General features: G+C 62.7%; 15 protein-coding genes. 14 read left to right on the top strand and 1 reads right to left on the bottom strand.

Going from position 1 to position 16,236, the window contains the following annotated elements; translation table 11 throughout:
- Nucleotides 1–32: 32 nt before the first annotated feature.
- The 7 genes from CTR2_RS24425 to CTR2_RS24395 all read left to right on the top strand — a co-directional run bounded on the left by CTR2_RS24425 (nucleotide 33) and on the right by CTR2_RS24395 (nucleotide 7,912).
- Entirely contained in the window at nucleotides 33–2,435 is a 2,403-nt protein-coding gene (locus CTR2_RS24425) for a 3-hydroxyacyl-CoA dehydrogenase/enoyl-CoA hydratase family protein (RefSeq protein WP_087080303.1), read from the top strand.
- A gap of 22 nt (nucleotides 2,436–2,457) precedes the next feature.
- Nucleotides 2,458–3,654 (top strand): acetyl-CoA C-acyltransferase, encoded by a 1,197-nt coding sequence (locus CTR2_RS24420; protein ID WP_003081295.1) that lies wholly within the window; start codon nucleotides 2,458–2,460, stop codon nucleotides 3,652–3,654.
- 14 nt (nucleotides 3,655–3,668) lie between these two features.
- Complete coding sequence (locus tag CTR2_RS24415; RefSeq protein WP_087080304.1) at nucleotides 3,669–4,634, top strand: alpha/beta hydrolase family protein; 966 nt, start codon at nucleotides 3,669–3,671, stop codon at nucleotides 4,632–4,634.
- 37 nt (nucleotides 4,635–4,671) lie between these two features.
- Nucleotides 4,672–5,505, top strand: a complete 834-nt coding sequence (locus CTR2_RS24410; protein WP_087080306.1) for an acyl-CoA thioesterase — start codon at nucleotides 4,672–4,674, stop codon at nucleotides 5,503–5,505.
- Between the two features lie 46 nt (nucleotides 5,506–5,551).
- Nucleotides 5,552–6,337: an enoyl-CoA hydratase gene (locus tag CTR2_RS24405; protein WP_087080308.1), complete on the top strand. Its 786-nt coding sequence runs from the start codon at nucleotides 5,552–5,554 to the stop codon at nucleotides 6,335–6,337.
- Nucleotides 6,338–6,513: 176 nt separating this feature from the next.
- Entirely contained in the window at nucleotides 6,514–7,026 is a 513-nt protein-coding gene (locus CTR2_RS24400) for a thioesterase family protein (RefSeq protein WP_087080310.1), read from the top strand.
- Between the two features lie 241 nt (nucleotides 7,027–7,267).
- Nucleotides 7,268–7,912 carry a bactofilin family protein gene (locus tag CTR2_RS24395; protein ID WP_087080312.1) on the top strand — a complete coding sequence of 215 codons (645 nt, stop codon included), beginning with the start codon at nucleotides 7,268–7,270 and terminating at the stop codon, nucleotides 7,910–7,912.
- Between the two features lie 68 nt (nucleotides 7,913–7,980).
- Here CTR2_RS24395 and CTR2_RS24390 read toward each other — a convergent pair whose 3' ends face one another.
- Nucleotides 7,981–8,448 (bottom strand): acyl-CoA thioesterase, encoded by a 468-nt coding sequence (locus CTR2_RS24390; protein ID WP_029158370.1) that lies wholly within the window; start codon nucleotides 8,446–8,448, stop codon nucleotides 7,981–7,983.
- A gap of 212 nt (nucleotides 8,449–8,660) precedes the next feature.
- On the opposite strand from CTR2_RS24390, the gene CTR2_RS24385 reads away from it, so the two are divergent.
- The 7 genes from CTR2_RS24385 to CTR2_RS24355 all read left to right on the top strand — a co-directional run bounded on the left by CTR2_RS24385 (nucleotide 8,661) and on the right by CTR2_RS24355 (nucleotide 16,233).
- Entirely contained in the window at nucleotides 8,661–9,152 is a 492-nt protein-coding gene (locus tag CTR2_RS24385) for a hypothetical protein (protein WP_176391578.1), read from the top strand.
- Nucleotides 9,110–10,939 carry an ABCB family ABC transporter ATP-binding protein/permease gene (locus CTR2_RS24380; protein WP_087080314.1) on the top strand — a complete coding sequence of 610 codons (1,830 nt, stop codon included), beginning with the start codon at nucleotides 9,110–9,112 and terminating at the stop codon, nucleotides 10,937–10,939. The genes CTR2_RS24385 and CTR2_RS24380 overlap by 43 nt, the downstream gene beginning before the upstream one ends.
- A gap of 181 nt (nucleotides 10,940–11,120) precedes the next feature.
- Nucleotides 11,121–11,885, top strand: a complete 765-nt coding sequence (locus CTR2_RS24375; protein WP_087084429.1) for a GntR family transcriptional regulator — start codon at nucleotides 11,121–11,123, stop codon at nucleotides 11,883–11,885.
- A gap of 73 nt (nucleotides 11,886–11,958) precedes the next feature.
- On the top strand, nucleotides 11,959–13,035 hold the full coding sequence (locus CTR2_RS24370) for an aromatic ring-hydroxylating dioxygenase subunit alpha (protein WP_087080316.1): 1,077 nt from the start codon (nucleotides 11,959–11,961) through the stop codon (nucleotides 13,033–13,035).
- A gap of 107 nt (nucleotides 13,036–13,142) precedes the next feature.
- Nucleotides 13,143–13,622 carry a MarR family winged helix-turn-helix transcriptional regulator gene (locus CTR2_RS24365; protein WP_003081275.1) on the top strand — a complete coding sequence of 160 codons (480 nt, stop codon included), beginning with the start codon at nucleotides 13,143–13,145 and terminating at the stop codon, nucleotides 13,620–13,622.
- Nucleotides 13,623–13,783: 161 nt separating this feature from the next.
- Entirely contained in the window at nucleotides 13,784–15,139 is a 1,356-nt protein-coding gene (locus CTR2_RS24360; RefSeq protein WP_087080318.1) for an MFS transporter, read from the top strand.
- 14 nt (nucleotides 15,140–15,153) lie between these two features.
- Nucleotides 15,154–16,233: a Rieske 2Fe-2S domain-containing protein gene (locus CTR2_RS24355; protein ID WP_087080320.1), complete on the top strand. Its 1,080-nt coding sequence runs from the start codon at nucleotides 15,154–15,156 to the stop codon at nucleotides 16,231–16,233.
- Nucleotides 16,234–16,236 lie beyond the last annotated feature (3 nt).

Genomic DNA, 16,236 nt, shown 5'->3' with positions numbered 1-16,236 from the left:
CAAGGCCGCTGGCCCTTAATGGAACATAGCTCATGTCCCGATTCAATGTGAAAAAAGTCGCCGTGCTGGGCGCGGGCGTGATGGGTGCGCAGATCGCCGCCCATCTGGTCAACGTCAAGGTGCCGGTCATTTTGTTCGACCTGCCCGCCAAGGAAGGCTCCAAGAGCGGCATTGCAGAGCGTGCCATTGCCAATCTGAAGAAGCTCAAGCCTTCGCCGATCGGCGTGGCCGATGATGTGGAGCTGATTCAGCCGGCCAACTACGAAGAGCATATGAAGCTACTCAAGGGCTGCGATCTGGTGATCGAGGCCATTGCCGAGCGCATGGACTGGAAGCTGGACCTGTATCACAAGATCGCTCCCTTCGTCGCCAAGCATGCGCTGCTGGCGTCCAATACCTCGGGCCTGTCGATCACCAAGCTGTCCGAGGCCTTGCCCGACGCCATCAAGCCGCGCTTTTGCGGCATCCACTTCTTCAACCCGCCGCGCTATATGCAGCTGGTGGAACTGATCAACACACCCACCACGCAGGCCGAGGTGCTGGATCAGCTCGAAGCCTTTGTCACCAGTACGCTGGGCAAGGGCGTGGTGCGCGCGCACGACACGCCCAACTTCATCGCCAATCGCATCGGTATCGCCGGCATGCTGTCCACGATGAAGGAGGTCGAGAACTTCGGCCTGTCCTTCGACGTGGTGGACGACCTCACGGGCAAGAAGCTGGGCCGCGCTTCCTCGGGTACCTTCCGCACTGCCGACGTGGTGGGCCTGGACACCATGGCCCATGTCGTCAAGACGCTGCAGGACAATCTGAGCCTGGAGACCGATCCCTTCTACGGCAGCTTCGGCACGCCGCCCGTGCTGGCCAAGCTGATCGAGCTGGGCAACCTGGGCCAGAAGACCAAGAAGGGCTTCTACAAGAAGGTCGGCCGCGACATCTTCCAGTTCGAACTCGACAGCGAGGACTACATTCCGGCTGGCGGCAAGGCCGACGAGGTCTACGGCCGCATGCTCAAAAAGCCTGCCGCAGAGCGCCTGAAGCTGCTGCGCAATGCCGAGGGCAAGGAGGGGCAGTTCCTCTGGGCCATTCTGCGCAACAGCTTCCACTATGCCGCCGTGCATCTGCAATCCATTGCTGATTGCGCACGTGATGTGGACCAGGCCATGCGCTGGGGCTTCGGCATGAAGCAGGGCCCGTTCGAGCTGTGGCAGGAAGCCGGCTGGCTGGAGGTGGCCAGGATGGTCCAAGAGGACATCGATGCTGGCAAGGCGCTGTGCAAGGCGCCGCTGCCCCAATGGGTCTTCGAAGGTCCGGTGGCCGAGGCTGGCGGCGTGCACACCGGCAATGGCTCGTGGAGCCCTGCGCAGAACCAATTCGTGCCGCGCCGTGTGCTGCCCGTGTATGAGCGTCAGCTGTTCCCCGAAAAGCTGCTGGGTGAAACCGATCTGCCCGACTGGCAGACGGCTGGCACGACGATTGCCGAAACCAGGGCGCTGCGCACCTGGACGCTGGACGGCAAGATCTTGATCGCCAGCATCAAGAACAAGATGCATGCCATCAGCCCCGAAGTCATGGAAGGTCTGATGGAGGCGGTGGAGACGGCCGAGAGCGACTTCGACGGCATGGTCATCTGGTCCGGCGATGCACCCTTCAGCGTGGGCGCTGACCTGGAGGCCACCATGCCTGCCTTTGTGATCGGTGGAGCGGACGCCATCGAGAGCATCGAGCAGGAGCTGCAGAATCTGATGTTGCGCCTGCGTTATGCACAGGTGCCTGTGGTGTCTGCCATTCACGGGCTGGCGCTGGGCGGCGGCTGCGAGATGGCGGTGTACTCGGCGCGTCGCGTGGCCCATATGGAAAGCTATATCGGCCTGGTGGAAGTCGGGGTGGGCCTGGTTCCCGGCGCCGGCGGCCTGACCTATATCGCCCGTCGCGCTGCCGAAAATGCCGCCACCAGCACCGGCAAGGATTTGCTGCCCTTCCTGACCGAAGGCTTCACGGCGGCGGCCATGGCCAAGGTGGGGACCAGCGCGCTGGAGTCGCGCAAGCTCGGTTATCTGCTGGACAGCGACATCGTTGTGGCCCACAAGGACGAGGTGCTGTTTGTCGCCATCAACGAGGCCAAGGCCATGGCGGCCGGCGGCTGGCGTGCGCCGCACAAGCGCAGCTTCCCCGTGGCGGGCCGCAGCGGCCAGGCCACGATCAAGGGCTCGCTGGTCAATATGCGCGACGGCGGCTTCATCAGCGAGTTCGACCAGCATATTGCGGGCCTGATCGCCAATGTGGTCTGCGGCGGCGATGTCGATGCCGGCACGCTGGTGGATGAGGCCTATCTGATGAGCCTGGAGCGCAAGGCTTTCTGCCATCTGATTGCTCACCCCAAGACCCATGAACGCATTCTCGGAATGCTCAACACTGGCAAACCGGTACGCAACTAAGGCGAAGCGAGGAGAAACAAAAATGAAGCAAGTACAAGACGCCTATATCGTTGCTGCCACGCGCACGCCCATCGGTCGCTCGCACAAGGGTTTTTTCCGCAACTACCGTCCCGACGATCTGCTGGCCACCACGCTCAAGGCGGCGCTGGCCCAGGTGCCTGGCCTGGACCCCAAGGCGATCGAGGACATCGTCTGCGGTTGCGCGATTCCCGAAGCCCAGCAGGGCCTGAACGTGGCGCGTATCGGTGCCGTGCTGGCGGGACTGCCCACCAGCATCGGCGGCATCACCGTCAACCGCTTCTGCGCCTCCGGTCTGTCGGCCGTGGCCATGGCGGCGGACCGTATCCGCGTCGGTGAAGCCGATGTGATGGTTGCCGCCGGTGTGGAGAGCATGAGCATGGTGCCCATGATGGGCAATGCGCCCAGCCTTTCGCCCAGCATCTTCGAGCGCGATGGCGATGTGGGCATTGCCTACGGCATGGGCCTGACGGCGGAGAAGGTAGCCCAGCAGTGGAAGGTCTCGCGCGAGGCGCAGGATGCGTTTGCACTCGAATCGCACCGCCGCGCGATTGCCGCACAGCAGGCCGGCGAGTTCGCGGCCGAGATCACGCCGATCGAAGTCACCGACCGCACGCTGAACATCGCTACCGGCGAAACCGTGGCCAGCACGCGCACCGTGAGCCTGGACGAAGGCCCGCGCCCCGACACCAGCCTGGAAGGCCTGGCCAAGCTGCGCACCGTGTTTGCGGCGCGCGGCACGGTCACGGCGGGCAATAGCTCGCAGACCAGCGACGGTGCGGGCGCGCTGATCATTGCCAGCGGCGATGCCGTCAAGCGTTTCGGCCTGACGCCGCTGGCACGCTTCGTCAGCTATGCCAGCAAGGGCGTGCCGCCCGCCATCATGGGCATCGGTCCTATCGAGGCCATTCCCGCCGCGCTGCGTTACGCGGGTCTCAAGCAGGACGATATCGACTGGTACGAGCTCAACGAGGCCTTTGCGGCCCAGTCCCTGGCCGTCATCAACACCCTGGGTCTGGACCAGAGCAAGGTCAACCCCATGGGCGGTGCGATTGCACTGGGCCATCCCCTTGGGGCAACCGGTGCGATCCGCGCCGCCACCGTGGTGCATGCGCTGCAACGCAAGCAGCTCAAGTACGGCATGGTGACCATGTGCGTGGGCATGGGCCAGGGCGCGGCAGGCATCTTCGAGCGCGTCTGAACGCCGCAGCCGCCATGCAGACCGCCCAGTCGCAAGCCTCCGTGCAAGCTCCGGCGCAAGCCGCCGTGCAATGGACGGAGATGGCCTTGCCCATCTCCGTGGGTTCGGCCCATCTGGTGCTGCGCCAGTGTCAGCCCAGGGCGGCAGCGCCGCTGGCGCAGGTGGTGGTGGCTGGCGCCATGGGCGTGCAGCAAAGCTACTACCAGGCCTTTGCCCGCTGGCTGGCGGAGCAGGGCTATGGCGTCACCACCTTCGACTACCGTGGCCATGGCCTGTCGTTGCAGGTGGCGCTGCGCGACGCCAGGGCCGACCTGCTGGACTGGGCCAAGGACTGCGAACTGGTGGCAGCGCATCTCAAGCAGCAGTTTCCCCAGCAGCCGCTGATCTGGATCGGCCATAGCGTGGGCTCGCAATTGCCGGGCCTGGCTTCCATTCCCCTGCCCATCAACGGCTTGCTGTCCGTGGGCAGCGGCAGCGGTTATTGGCGCGACAACGCGGCGCCAACCAAGCGCATGATCAGGCTGTTCTGGTGGGGCGTCGCTCCGCTGGTCACTGCTTTGTACGGCGCGTTTCCGGGGCGCAAGCTGGGCATTGTGGGCGATCTGCCGGCAGGCGTGATCTGGCAATGGCGTCGCTGGTGCCTGAATCCTCTGTACGCCATGGGGGCGGAGGGGCGCTGGGCGGCCGAGGCCTATGCGGCAGCCCGTTACCCCTTGCATGCGCTGTATTTCGAGGATGACGAAATGATGTCGCTGGCCAGCGTGCAAGCGCTGGTGGGCTGGTACAAAAGTGCGCCCAGCACGCTGGAGCGTGTCGATCCGGGCCTGGCTCCTTCCGGACGCATAGGCCATCTGGGGTATTTCAAGGAAGAGATGCGTGAGCTACTGTGGCAGCCCCTGTTGCCCTTGCTGCAGAGCTGGCGCGACGGTGACCGTGGCCCAGGCAAACCCTTGTTCGGGCCGCTTGAGTCACCTGTTTGACGGCTTTCATTCCCGCCCTTGGGCAACACTGCCAATCATGAGCACAGACCTCCACCCCTTTGATCGTGCCGTGGCGCTGAGCGCTACGGGCGTGCCCAATCAGTACCAGGGAACGGCTTCGCCCGATTACTGGAATATGGTCGGCCCTTACGGCGGCATCACGGCGGCCAGCCTGGTACAGGCCATTCAGCAACACCCTCAGTGTCTGGGCGATCCGCTGTCCATCACCGTCAACTATGCGGCAGCCGTGGGGCCGGGTACGTTTGAGATCGACGCCAACCCGGTGCGTACCAACCGCTCCACCCAGCACTGGCTGCTGACGATCACCCAGCCCGATGCCCAGGGCCAGCCTCAGGTCGTGACCACGGCCACGGCCGTGACGGCGGTACGCCGTCAGACCTGGAGCGTCAGCGATATGCCCATGCCCGAGGTTCAGGCTGCAGCCGAGGTGCCGCGCGTGCCGCCGCTGTTCAAGGCTTCCGAGTGGCTGACCCGCTATGAGATGCGATTTGTGGATGGAATCCTGCCGCGTGATGAGGACGGGGCCGAGCGCGACAGTCTGACGCGACTCTGGGTGAGGGACAATCCGCCGCGTCCGCTGGATTTCGCGTCGCTGGCTGCAGTCTCCGATGTGTTCTTTCCACGGGCGTGGTTGCGCCGCGCCAAGCGCGTGCCGGCGGGTACGGTGTCCATCACTGTCTACTTCCATGCCGGACGCGAGGAGCTGGCTGCAGCAGGTGACGGATTGCTGCTGGCGCAGGCGCGCGGGCAGGAGTTCCGCAATGGCTTTTTTGACCAGACGGCCCAACTGTGGAGCCAGTCCGGTCAGATGCTGGCGACCAGCCACCAGATTGTTTACTACAAGGAATAGCGCGCCGAAACCGGCAAGCTGTTCACATCATTCACAAGGCAAGACCATGAGCGACACCCAGGACATCCTGGTACACACCGAAGAGGGCGTGTGCACCATCACCTTCAACCGTGCGGCGAAGAAGAACTCCTTCACCGAGGCCATGTACACCCAGATGGCGGATGCATTGGCCGCCGCCAAGGTCGACGCAGGTGTGCGCGTGGTGGTGTTTCAGGGCGACATCGCCATCTTCAGCGCAGGCAACGATATTGCGGACTTCCTGAAGCAGGCCTCAACCCCCGGTGCCATGGGTGCCGATGCCCCTGTGTGGCGTTTCCTGCAGGAAGTCTCGGCCTTTCCCAAGCCGCTGATTGCGGCGGTCTGTGGTCCGGCCGTGGGCATTGGCACCACGCTGCTGCTGCACTGCGATCTGGTCTATGCCGGCGACAACGCCGCATTCTCGCTGCCCTTCATCAACCTGGGCGTATGCCCCGAAGCGGCATCCAGCCTGCTTCTGCCCCAGATGCTGGGTTATCACCGCGCCGCCGAAGCCCTGCTGCTGGGCGAGCCCTTCATGGCAGAAGCAGCGCTGGAGGTGGGCCTGATCAACCGCGTGGTGCCGCCCAGCGAATGCAATGCCATGGCACAGGCCCAGGCCAGGAAGCTGGCGCGCAAGCCCCTGTCCTCGCTGATCGAGACCAAGCGCCTGATGAAGGGCGGTCAGGCCAAGGCAGTGGGCGAGCGTATCGTGGAAGAAGGCGCGGTCTTCGCCCGCATGCTGCGCGAGCCTGCGGCCAAGGAAGCACTGACGGCCTTCATGGAAAAACGCCACCCTGACTTCAGCCAGTGCTGAAGTCAGACATTGCGGCAGCAAGGCGAGCGCAGCGATGGGTGGCGTTTTTACCCAAAGTGCCATCCGGATTTCGGCATGTGTCGAATCCAGGCCAGTTTCGCCAGCTTGCACCAGTGCCGATCTGAGAATCGCCCCTTGCCGGGCGATTTTTCTTTGACCTCTTTTCAGGGTTGCCTATGACATCCAGGTCCGTACCGTCCCGTCATTCAGCGCAGGAAATTTCCGAGTCCGTGCAGTTCGAGCCTGAGTTCATCTCCGGCTTGCGCGAGATCTTTGAAACGCGCGTGGCCTTCAACCAGACGATCGGTTTGAAGATCAGCGAGATCACGCCCACGCTGGTGCAGGGACATATCGCCATGCGACCTGATCTGATCGGGCATTCGGCCTACCAGCGCATTCATGGCGGCGTGATCAGCGCCGGCCTGGACTCCATGGGCGGGCTGGCTGTGATGGCGGCCATTGCGGCCAAGCATATGGACGATACGCCCGCGCAAAGGCTGCATCGTTTTTCCCGGCTGGGCACAATCGATCTGCGTGTGGACTACATGCGCCCCGGCATCGGCAAGGAATTTCTGCTCACTGCCAGAGTGCTGCGCCTTGGCTCGCGGGTGGCGAACACTCAGATGGAGTTTCTGTCGGTGGATGGCGAGCTGCTCTCTACCGGCACCGCGGCCTATATCGTCTCTTGACGATCTCTGAAACGAGATCGTAGAGCGCCAGCGAAATATGGACTGACAGCAAAAAGTGCTGCAAAGGCGGGCAAGTGAACGCTTGCCCGGATGCTGCCAAATCTTTCATTGTGTGAGATCAGGCAATGCATGCAAGTAACTGAAACTTGTGAAAGCTTTGCTTACCGTTATTGCGAGATGACGGTAAATGTTGCTACTTATGCTGCATAGGATGGCACTTTCTGACTAGGAGATTCCCGCCATGGCTGTGCAAAACCCGTTCTTCGGCAAACGCGAAAACGATAGCTTTCCTTCACGCAGTTCCGTCACCGGGCTTTCGACAGCGAATACCGCTGCGACATCTGGCGCCAGCTCTCTGAGTAACGCGGGTCTTGGCACGGCATCATCGAGCACCATGCGTGCGGCTGCGACTGCAGCTCCCACCGCGCCTCTTGCGGAGGAAAACGGTGGCAGCAAGCTGACCGTCGGCCCGAACATCAAGCTCAAGGGCGTGGAAATCACGGACTGCGATACCTTGGTAGTGGAAGGAACGGTCGAGGCGACCATGAACTCCCGCGTCATCAAGATTGCCGAGCAGGGGGCGTTTCACGGCACGGCCGAGATCGATATCGCAGAAATCCACGGCAAGTTCGACGGCACTCTCACGGTGCGCGAAAAGCTGGTGATCTATGGCTCCGGCAAGGTCAGCGGCACGATCCGCTATGGCAAGGTGGTGATCGAAGAGGGGGGCGAGTTGACGGGGCAGATCGAAGCAGGAACCCGTTCCGGCACCAGCAGTTCCAGCAATGCCTCCGCTTCCGCCTGGAGCAAGAGCAGTGCCGGCAGCAGCACGGCGACGGCTGCGGCCAGCAGCAGTGAAACCACGGGTAGTGCAGCAGTCGCCTGAATCTCTGCGCACAGCCCATGAAAAAAGCGACCTTCAGAGGTCGCTTTTTTCATGCTCGATGGCATGGATCAGCTCTTGGCGGCCGCCTGAGCCTGGATCTTTTCACGCCAGGCGCGCGTCTGCTCGGTATCCGGCAGAGACTGGGGCTTGCCGGTGGCATCAATGGCCACATAGGTCAGGCGGGCCTCGGTCACCTTCACATATTTGCCCTGGTCGGAAAAGCGCTCGGCAAAGACTTCCACATCCACGGCGACCGAGGTGCGACCCACATGCTGCACGCCGGCGTAAAAGGACAGAATGTCGCCCACGCGCACGGGCTGCTTGAAGATGAACTCGTTGACGGCCACGGTCACCATGCGGGTATGGCTGATGCGCTGAGGCAGCACCGAGCCGGCCAGGTCCACCTGCGCCATGACCCAGCCACCGAAGATGTCGCCATTGGCATTGACATCGGCAGGCATGGGCACGACTTTGAGGACCAGTTCCTTGTCGGCGGGCAGGGCAACGCTGGGAAGGTCGGGCGAACGGGGAGGCATGGAAATCTGTGACACGAATGGAAAGATTGAATTGTCCCTCAACATCGGGTTTCTACCATGTTGGCGGGAGAAAGCCACTAACGACGGTTCGGGCAAGTAAGTAGGGGGTAACTATGGGACGGTGTTTGTGGTGGATCTGTGGATGCCTGAGTGTCGTGCTGGCGGCCTGCGGCAGCCATCCGGTAAAAGCCCCAGTATCGGGCAGAGACGATGTGACATCTGCAACGTCGCTCAAGCCGCTTGTGCAGGCCGTGCAGCCCTCTTGTCATCCGGAACCCTTGACCGGTGCGGCGGCTCTGGCGGGGCCGTTCACCGAGCTGTCTCCGCGGCAGGCTTTGCAGGCCGGTGCACTGAATGCGCGTGTCTGCTGGGCTGGCGGGTTGCGCACCATAGAGTCGGTCGGCGAGCAGCGCGATTGCATGGTTGTGCTGCATGCCGAGTTCAGTGAACAGGGTTTTCTGTCCTGGCCACGAGAGGCCAGCTTTTTCCAAGCCTGCGGTGCTGGCCCGTATGACAGACAGTTGCTGCAGCCCTTCACCCTGGTCTGGGTGAGCGCAAAAGTGACGGGACAGGCAGAATTCGCAGGTTCCCAGATTCCCGTCATAGAAATAGACGCCCTCTACCGCGGCTCCGACTGCCTGCAGGGCGACACAGCCCCACAATGCGTTCACAGTTACCTGCAACCCCAGAAGAAGCCGCAGTAGCGGCAAACCAATCAGACGGCGCTACGCTGCGTCGCCTCTTTCCTTATATCTGGCGCTACAAATGGCATGCGCTGGCGGCGCTGGTGTTCATGATCTGCGCCAAGCTGGCCAATGTGGGCGTGCCCATCTTGCTCAAGCATCTGGTCGATGCGTTGGATATCAAACCCGGGCAGGCCCAGGCGGTGCTGGTGGTCCCAGTGGGTTTGCTGGCGGCTTATGGACTGCTGCGCTTTTCCTCCACCATGTTCACCGAGCTGCGGGATCTGGTCTTTTCCAAGGCCACGCAAGGGGCATCGCGCTCGATCGCGCTGTCGACCTTCGAGCATCTGCATGCGCTGAGCCTGCGCTTTCATCTGGAGCGCCAGACCGGAGGCATGACGCGCGACATCGAGCGCGGCGTGCGCAGCACCGAGTCGCTGATCTCGTATTCGCTCTACTCCATCCTGCCCACGTTGATTGAAATGGCGCTGGTGCTAGGCATTCTGGCCGTTCGTTTCGACATCTGGTTTGCCGTCATCACGCTGGCGGCGCTGGTGTTCTATATCGGCTTCACGGTCACCGTGACGGAATGGCGCACCCGCTTCAGGAAAGAGGCCAATGCCCAGGAGTCGGCGGCCCATACCAAGGCCATCGATTCCCTGCTCAATTACGAGACCGTCAAGTACTTCAACAACGAGCAGTTCGAGTCCGCGCGCTATGACGAGAACCTCGAGAACCTGCGCCGCGTGCGGCTCAAGAGCCAGACCACGCTGTCCATGCTCAACTGCGGCCAGCAACTCATCATCGGTGCTGCGCTGGTGGCCATTCTGTGGCGGGCCACGCAGGGCGTGGTCGACGGCAGGCTGACGCTGGGCGATCTGGTCATGATCAATGCCTTCATGATTCAGCTCTACATCCCGCTGAATTTCCTGGGTGTGATCTACCGAGAGATCAAGCAGAGCCTGACCGACCTGAACCGCATGTTCACGCTCATGGACAAGGAGCGCGAAGTGGCCGATGCACCTGGCGCCCAGCCCTTGCGGATCGACAATCCGCCGCCCGAAGTGCGCTTTGAGAACGTTCAGTTCGCCTACGATAGCGCGCGGCCCATATTGCACGATGTGAGCTTCACCATTCCTGCGGGCAAGACCGTGGCCGTGGTCGGCCCCTCGGGTTCGGGCAAGAGTACGCTGGCGCGTCTGCTGTTTCGCTTCTATGACGTGCAGGGCGGCCATGTGCGCATTGCCGGGCAGGACATCCGCACGGTGACCCAGAGCAGCGTGCGCCACTGCGTGGGCATTGTTCCGCAAGACACGGTGCTGTTCAACGACACGGTGGCCTACAACATCGCCTATGGGCAACCGGGCGCCACGCAGGAGCAGGTGGTTGCAGCGGCCAAGGCTGCACGCATCCATGACTTCATCGAGCGCACGCCCCAGGGCTATGCCACGCGTGTGGGCGAGCGCGGCCTCAAGCTCTCGGGCGGTGAAAAGCAGCGTGTGGCCATCGCGCGCACCCTGCTCAAGAATCCGCCGATCCTGATCTTCGACGAAGCGACTTCTGCGCTGGACAGCGCCAACGAGCGCGCCATCCAGAACGAGCTGCGCAGCGCAGCGCAGGGCAAGACCTCGCTGGTCATTGCCCACCGCCTGTCCACCGTGGTCGAAGCGCATGAAATCCTGGTCATGGACAGCGGCCGCATCATCGAGCGTGGCACGCACGAGGAGCTGCTGGCCGCCGGAGGGCGTTACTCCAGCATGTGGAATATGCAGCTCAACCAGGCGGAGTCATCGGAGATTCCCGCCTGAGCACGGTCAACTTCGCCGGACGTTTGATAAGCCACCCTCGGGTGGCTTTCTTTTTGACGGTTTCGCTTTGATGTATACATGTTGTTAGGTGTTTACCCTTGAAACGGCAATTAAATTGCTGTTTTTTGATTTTTATGTATACATTTCTTCCGTCTACCAAGAACTAAATACCCCGCGAGACATGCCACCCTCCATTGCCACCGCTGTTGCAGCGGAAGAAAACCATTCCCAGGTCGTGAAGGCGCAGCTGCAGCTGCGCGAAATGATTCTTGCCGGCGAGATGGCGGCTGGCGAGCGCATCTCCGAGCTGGTGCTGGCCGAGCGTCTGGGTATCTCCCGCACCCCCATACGTGCAGCGCTGATGCGGCTTGAGCAGGAGGGCATGCTGGAAGCCACGGCGGGCGGGCGCGGCTACAAGGTGCGCGTGCTGTCCGAAGCCGATGTGTCGGACGCCATCGAGCTGCGCGGCACGCTGGAAGGTCTGGCGGCGCGCATGGCGGCCGAGCGCGGGGTGGATGAAGCCCTGCTGGCGCGAGCCGCGCGCTGTCTGGATGCCATCGACCGTGTGCTGGATGCCCAGAACTGGGGTGACGAAGCGTTTTCCGCCTATGTGGCCTTGAACTCCGAATTTCACGACATCCTGCTGGAGATGTCGGGCAGCAGCTTCATGCAGCGTGAACTGGAGCGAGTCAAACGCCTGCCGTTTGCATCCCCTTCGGGCTTTGTGGTGGCCGACTCCGAGTCTCCGCGCGCGCTTCGCAGCCTGATCCTCGCGCAGGAGCAGCACCGTGAAGTGATTGACGCCATCGAGCACCGCGAAGGCGCGCGTGCCGAGGCGCTGATGAAAGAGCACTCGCGCATTGCACGGCGCAATCTGCGCGAAGCCATGCGCTCGCCCGAGACCACGCGCGTACCCGGTGCGCAACTGATTCGCGCCAGCCGCTGACGGCCGGTCTGCCGCGCCGTAGGCTGCGCCCGGATCAAAACCCCCGACCGATAAATACAAGGAGACATCCACGATGAACCATCAGGCACAAGCCATTTATCCCCGCAACACCTGGTATGTCGCTGCCACGGCGGCCGAAGTCACGGACAAGCCGCTGGGGCGCCAGATCTGTGGTGAGCGCATGGTTTTCTACCGCGCCCTGGAAGGCAAGATGGCCGCCGTCGAGGACTTCTGCCCGCATCGCGGTGCACCGCTGTCGCTGGGCCGAGTCTGCGAAGGCAAGCTGGTCTGCGGCTATCACGGGCTGGAGATGGGCTGCGACGGCAAGACGGTTGCCATGCCCGGTCAGCGCGTGCGCGGCTTTCCTGCCATCAAGAGCTATCCGGTGGAAGAGCGTTACGGCTTTGTCTGGGTCTGGCCGGGTGACAAGGATGCGGCCGATGCGGCGCTGATCCCGGATCTGCAATGGCATGACAACCCCGAGTGGGCCTATGACGGCGGCCTGTTCCACATCAAGGCGGACTATCGCCTGATGATCGACAACCTCATGGACCTGACCCATGAGACCTATGTGCATGCCAGCAGCATCGGTCAGGCCGAGATCGACGAGACGCCCTGCAAGACCGAAGTCTTAGGCGACAGCGAAGTGGTCACCAGCCGCTTCATGGAGAACATCGAGGCGCCTCCGTTCTGGAAGATGGCATTGCGCAGCAATGGCCTGGCCGATGACGTGCCTGTGGATCGCTGGCAGGTCTGCCGCTTCACCCCTCCCAGCCATGTGCTGATCGAGGTGGGTGTGGCACATGCCGGCAAGGGCGGCTATGACGCTGGGGACGAGCACAAGGTCTACAGTATGGTGGTGGACTTCATCACTCCGGAGACCGATGGCAGCATGTGGTACTTCTGGGGCATGGCGCGCAAGTTCAATCCCGGCGATGCATCGGTGACGGCGGCCATCAAGCAGGGCCAGCACAAGATCTTCAGCGAAGACCTGGAGATGCTGGAGCTGCAGCAGCGCAACCTCGAGGACTATCCGCAGCGTCAGCTGCTCAAGCTCAATATCGATGCTGGCGGCGTGCAGTCGCGCAAGATCATCGAGCGCCTGATCGACGAGGAGAAAAACGAGTCGGGTGTTGCGGCGCTGGCTTGAGCGGCGGCAGAAGGGGCAGATCATGTCTGTAGATGGAGTAATCTTGCAGCTCCCCGAATCGGAGTCAGCGCTGTCCATAGGCCGCGCTGCCCTTGCTACGCTGCTGCATGGAATCGCCCACCACACCCAACCCGCTTTCCCTGGATCTCTACGACCAGCCAGGTCATCTGATTCGACGAGCCCAGCAGATTGCTGCGCTGCTGTTTCGAGAAGTGCTGGGCCCCGATGTGACGCCGGTTCAGTACGCCATCCTGCGCATGCTGCAAGAGTCTCCTGGCATCGACCAGGTGACGCTGGCGCGTCTTGTCGCACTGGACAACTCGACCACGGCCGATATCGCTGCGCGTCTGGAAAGCAAGGGCTGGATTCATCGGGAGCTGCTGCCAAGGCGTCAGCGCCGTTTGAGCCTGACCACCGAAGGCGAAGCCATGCTGGCCGCGTTTGTGCCCAATGTCTACGAGCTGCAGCAGCGCATGCTCTCCGCGCTGGAGCCCGAGGAGCAGGCGGAGTTCAAGCGTCTGCTGCGCAAGTTCGTGCAGTTGCACGACAGCACTGAAGCCGGCGAGCAAGCGGCGATCAACGGCTAGCAGCCCGTTCTGGCGCGGCGGCTTCACCACGATCACGCCGGCCAGCGCCGGCTGTGAACCGGCACGACTAGGGAATCCACTTGTGCTGGATCAAAACTTCATTCAGTAAACTGAATGTGATTCAGTATGCTGAATGAATGATAAAAAACAAGGAGACGACGATGGAACAGGATTTGCGCGCGCATCTGGACCAGCGGCCCATGACGACCTTTCAATGGTCGGTCATCGCGGTATGCATGGCCCTGAACATGATTGATGGTTTTGACGTGCTGGTGATGGCCTTCACGGCTTCGGCGGTGTCCGGGCACTGGAAGCTCAGCGGCTCGGAGCTGGGCTTTTTGCTCAGTGCTGGCCTCTTCGGCATGGCCGCGGGTTCGCTGCTGCTGGCGCCCATGGCCGACAAGCTGGGGCGCCGTCCCCTGATCCTGCTGTGCCTGGCCGTGTCCGGGCTGGGCATGCTGGCTTCGGCCTGGAGCCAGACGCCCACGCAGCTTGCGGTGCTGCGCGTGATCACGGGCCTGGGCGTGGGCGGCATTCTGGCTTGCAGCAATGTGATTGCCAGCGAATATGCCTCGCTGCGCTGGCGCAGTCTGGCGGTCACGCTGCAATCGACCGGCTATGCGCTGGGCGCGACCATTGGCGGCAGTATCGCTGTCTGGCTGCTCGCACACCATGGCTGGCGTTCCGTCTTCATGTTCGGCGGTTGCTCCACGCTGGCGGTGCTGGTACTGGCCTGGTTTGCCTTGCCGGAGTCCATGGACTTTCTGCTGGTCAAGCGGCCCGCCAATGCGCTGCAGCGTCTCAATGCACTGATCCGCAAGATGGGCCTGCCCGCAATGGGTTCCCTGCCTCAGGCCGTGATGGCAGGCAGCGCTGAGAGCAAGCGCATGGGCCCCTTGCAGCTGCTGTCTCCCCAGCTGCTGCGCCCCACGGTGCTGGTCTGGCTGTCCTTCTTCTCGGTGATGTTCGGCTTTTATTTCGTGATGAGCTGGACTCCCAAGCTGCTGGCGGCCTCGGGCCTGACGCCCGAGCAGGGCGTGACCACGGGCGTGCTGCTGAGCCTGGGCGGCATTCTGGGCGCGACCTTGCTGGGCCTGCTGGCGGCGCGCTTTGCGATTCACCGTGCGCTGGCGGTCTTCATGCTGGTGACGGCAGTGCTGCTGTGCTTTCTGGTGGGTAGCTCCGGTGCGCTGTGGATGTCGTACACGCTGGCCTTCCTGATTGGCGTGTTCGTGAATGCCTGCGTGGCTGGCCTCTATGCGATTGCGCCTGTGGTCTACGGCAGCGATGTGCGTGCCACCGGCGTGGGCTGGGGCATAGGCATCGGTCGCATCGGGGCAATTGTGTCGCCGCTGGTGGCCGGCGGCCTGCTGGATGCGGCCTGGTCGCCCGATCAGCTGTACCTGGGTTATGGCATGGCGTTTGTCCTGGCGGCCGTCATCGTATCCATGCACCGCATTGCCGGCCCGCAGGCCGCGCACAGGCGGGCCGCGTCCGAAACAGTGGCCGCCCATTGATCAGGGAGACTTCGATGAACCAGATTTCTCAAACCATGAGCGCAGCCGCGCCAGCCTTTCCGCTGGATCAATGGTATGTGGCGGGATTTGCCTGGGAGCTGAAGGATCAGCCGGTGGCGCGCACCTTGCTGGGCCAGCCGGTGGTCTTGTTCCGCACGGAAGATGGCCGGGTCGCGGCGCTTGAGGATCGCTGCTGCCACCGCGAGCTGCCGCTGTCCTGCGGCACGGTGGAAGCTGCGGGTCTGCGCTGTGGCTACCATGGCCTGCTCTTCAGCCATGAGGGGCGCTGCCTGGAAATACCGGGCCAGGAACGGATTCCGGCCAAGGCCTGCGTGAAGTCCTTCGAGCTGCGTGAGCGCGACCAGATTCTCTGGATCTGGATGGGGGCGACGCCGGATTCCGTGCCGGGCACGGAGCCGCCGGCCTATGCCGTGCACAGCGACCCGCAATATCGTTTTGGCGGCGGCGTGTACCACTACGACGCACCGTATCAGCTGATTCACGACAACCTGCTGGATCTGAGCCATCTGGGCTATGTGCACCTCAAGACCATCGGCGGCAACGCCAGGGTGCATATGAATGCGGATCTCAAGGTCAGCCAGGAAGGGGACAGCGTGAAGGTCGTGCGCTGGATGCCGGACTCCGATCCTCCGCCCACCTATGCGCAGGCCTGGCCTTTTCAGGGCCGCATCGACCGCTGGCAGGAGGTGGAATTCCACCCCTCGCATGTGCGTATCTGGACCGGTGCCATGGATGCGGGCCAGGACAGACTGGACAACCCGGAGCGCGAAGGATTCCATATGCGCGGCTTTCACGGCGTGACGCCGGAGACGGAGACCAGCGCGCATTACTTCTGGACGATTGCGACCAATCCGCATCCGCAGATGCAGGACACCACACAGCTGGTGATCGATCAGACGGCGGCTACTTTCGAAGAAGACAAGGTGGTCATCGAGGCCCAGTTCCGCAACCAGCAGCGGTTTGGTTCACGCGCCGTGGTGGATATCCATGTGGATGTGGGCCCCAACCGTGCGCGGCGCGTGATTGAGCGGTTGCGCCAGGCCGGCGCGCAAGCCTCGCAGGCGGTGGCCTAGTGA

This window comes from Comamonas thiooxydans, assembly GCF_002157685.2.
Taxonomy (GTDB): Bacteria; Pseudomonadota; Gammaproteobacteria; order Burkholderiales; family Burkholderiaceae_C; genus Comamonas; species Comamonas testosteroni_H.
This window is presented reverse-complemented; position numbering and strand designations above follow the sequence as displayed.

Excerpts from the sequence above, each read along its gene's own strand:
- CTR2_RS24380 (WP_087080314.1), top strand. The coding sequence starts at position 9,110 with ATGCGTTCACAGTTACCTGCAACCCCAGAAGAAGCCGCAGTAGCGGCA.
- CTR2_RS24400 (WP_087080310.1), top strand. The coding sequence starts at position 6,514 with ATGACATCCAGGTCCGTACCGTCCCGTCATTCAGCGCAGGAAATTTCC.
- CTR2_RS24370 (WP_087080316.1), top strand. The coding sequence starts at position 11,959 with ATGAACCATCAGGCACAAGCCATTTATCCCCGCAACACCTGGTATGTC.
- CTR2_RS24410 (WP_087080306.1), top strand. The coding sequence starts at position 4,672 with ATGAGCACAGACCTCCACCCCTTTGATCGTGCCGTGGCGCTGAGCGCT.
- CTR2_RS24425 (WP_087080303.1), top strand. The coding sequence starts at position 33 with ATGTCCCGATTCAATGTGAAAAAAGTCGCCGTGCTGGGCGCGGGCGTG.
- CTR2_RS24390 (WP_029158370.1), bottom strand. The coding sequence starts at position 8,448 with ATGCCTCCCCGTTCGCCCGACCTTCCCAGCGTTGCCCTGCCCGCCGAC.
- CTR2_RS24355 (WP_087080320.1), top strand. The coding sequence starts at position 15,154 with ATGAACCAGATTTCTCAAACCATGAGCGCAGCCGCGCCAGCCTTTCCG.
- CTR2_RS24405 (WP_087080308.1), top strand. The coding sequence starts at position 5,552 with ATGAGCGACACCCAGGACATCCTGGTACACACCGAAGAGGGCGTGTGC.
- CTR2_RS24360 (WP_087080318.1), top strand. The coding sequence starts at position 13,784 with ATGGAACAGGATTTGCGCGCGCATCTGGACCAGCGGCCCATGACGACC.
- CTR2_RS24395 (WP_087080312.1), top strand. The coding sequence starts at position 7,268 with ATGGCTGTGCAAAACCCGTTCTTCGGCAAACGCGAAAACGATAGCTTT.
- CTR2_RS24365 (WP_003081275.1), top strand. The coding sequence starts at position 13,143 with ATGGAATCGCCCACCACACCCAACCCGCTTTCCCTGGATCTCTACGAC.
- CTR2_RS24420 (WP_003081295.1), top strand. The coding sequence starts at position 2,458 with ATGAAGCAAGTACAAGACGCCTATATCGTTGCTGCCACGCGCACGCCC.
- CTR2_RS24415 (WP_087080304.1), top strand. The coding sequence starts at position 3,669 with ATGCAGACCGCCCAGTCGCAAGCCTCCGTGCAAGCTCCGGCGCAAGCC.
- CTR2_RS24375 (WP_087084429.1), top strand. The coding sequence starts at position 11,121 with ATGCCACCCTCCATTGCCACCGCTGTTGCAGCGGAAGAAAACCATTCC.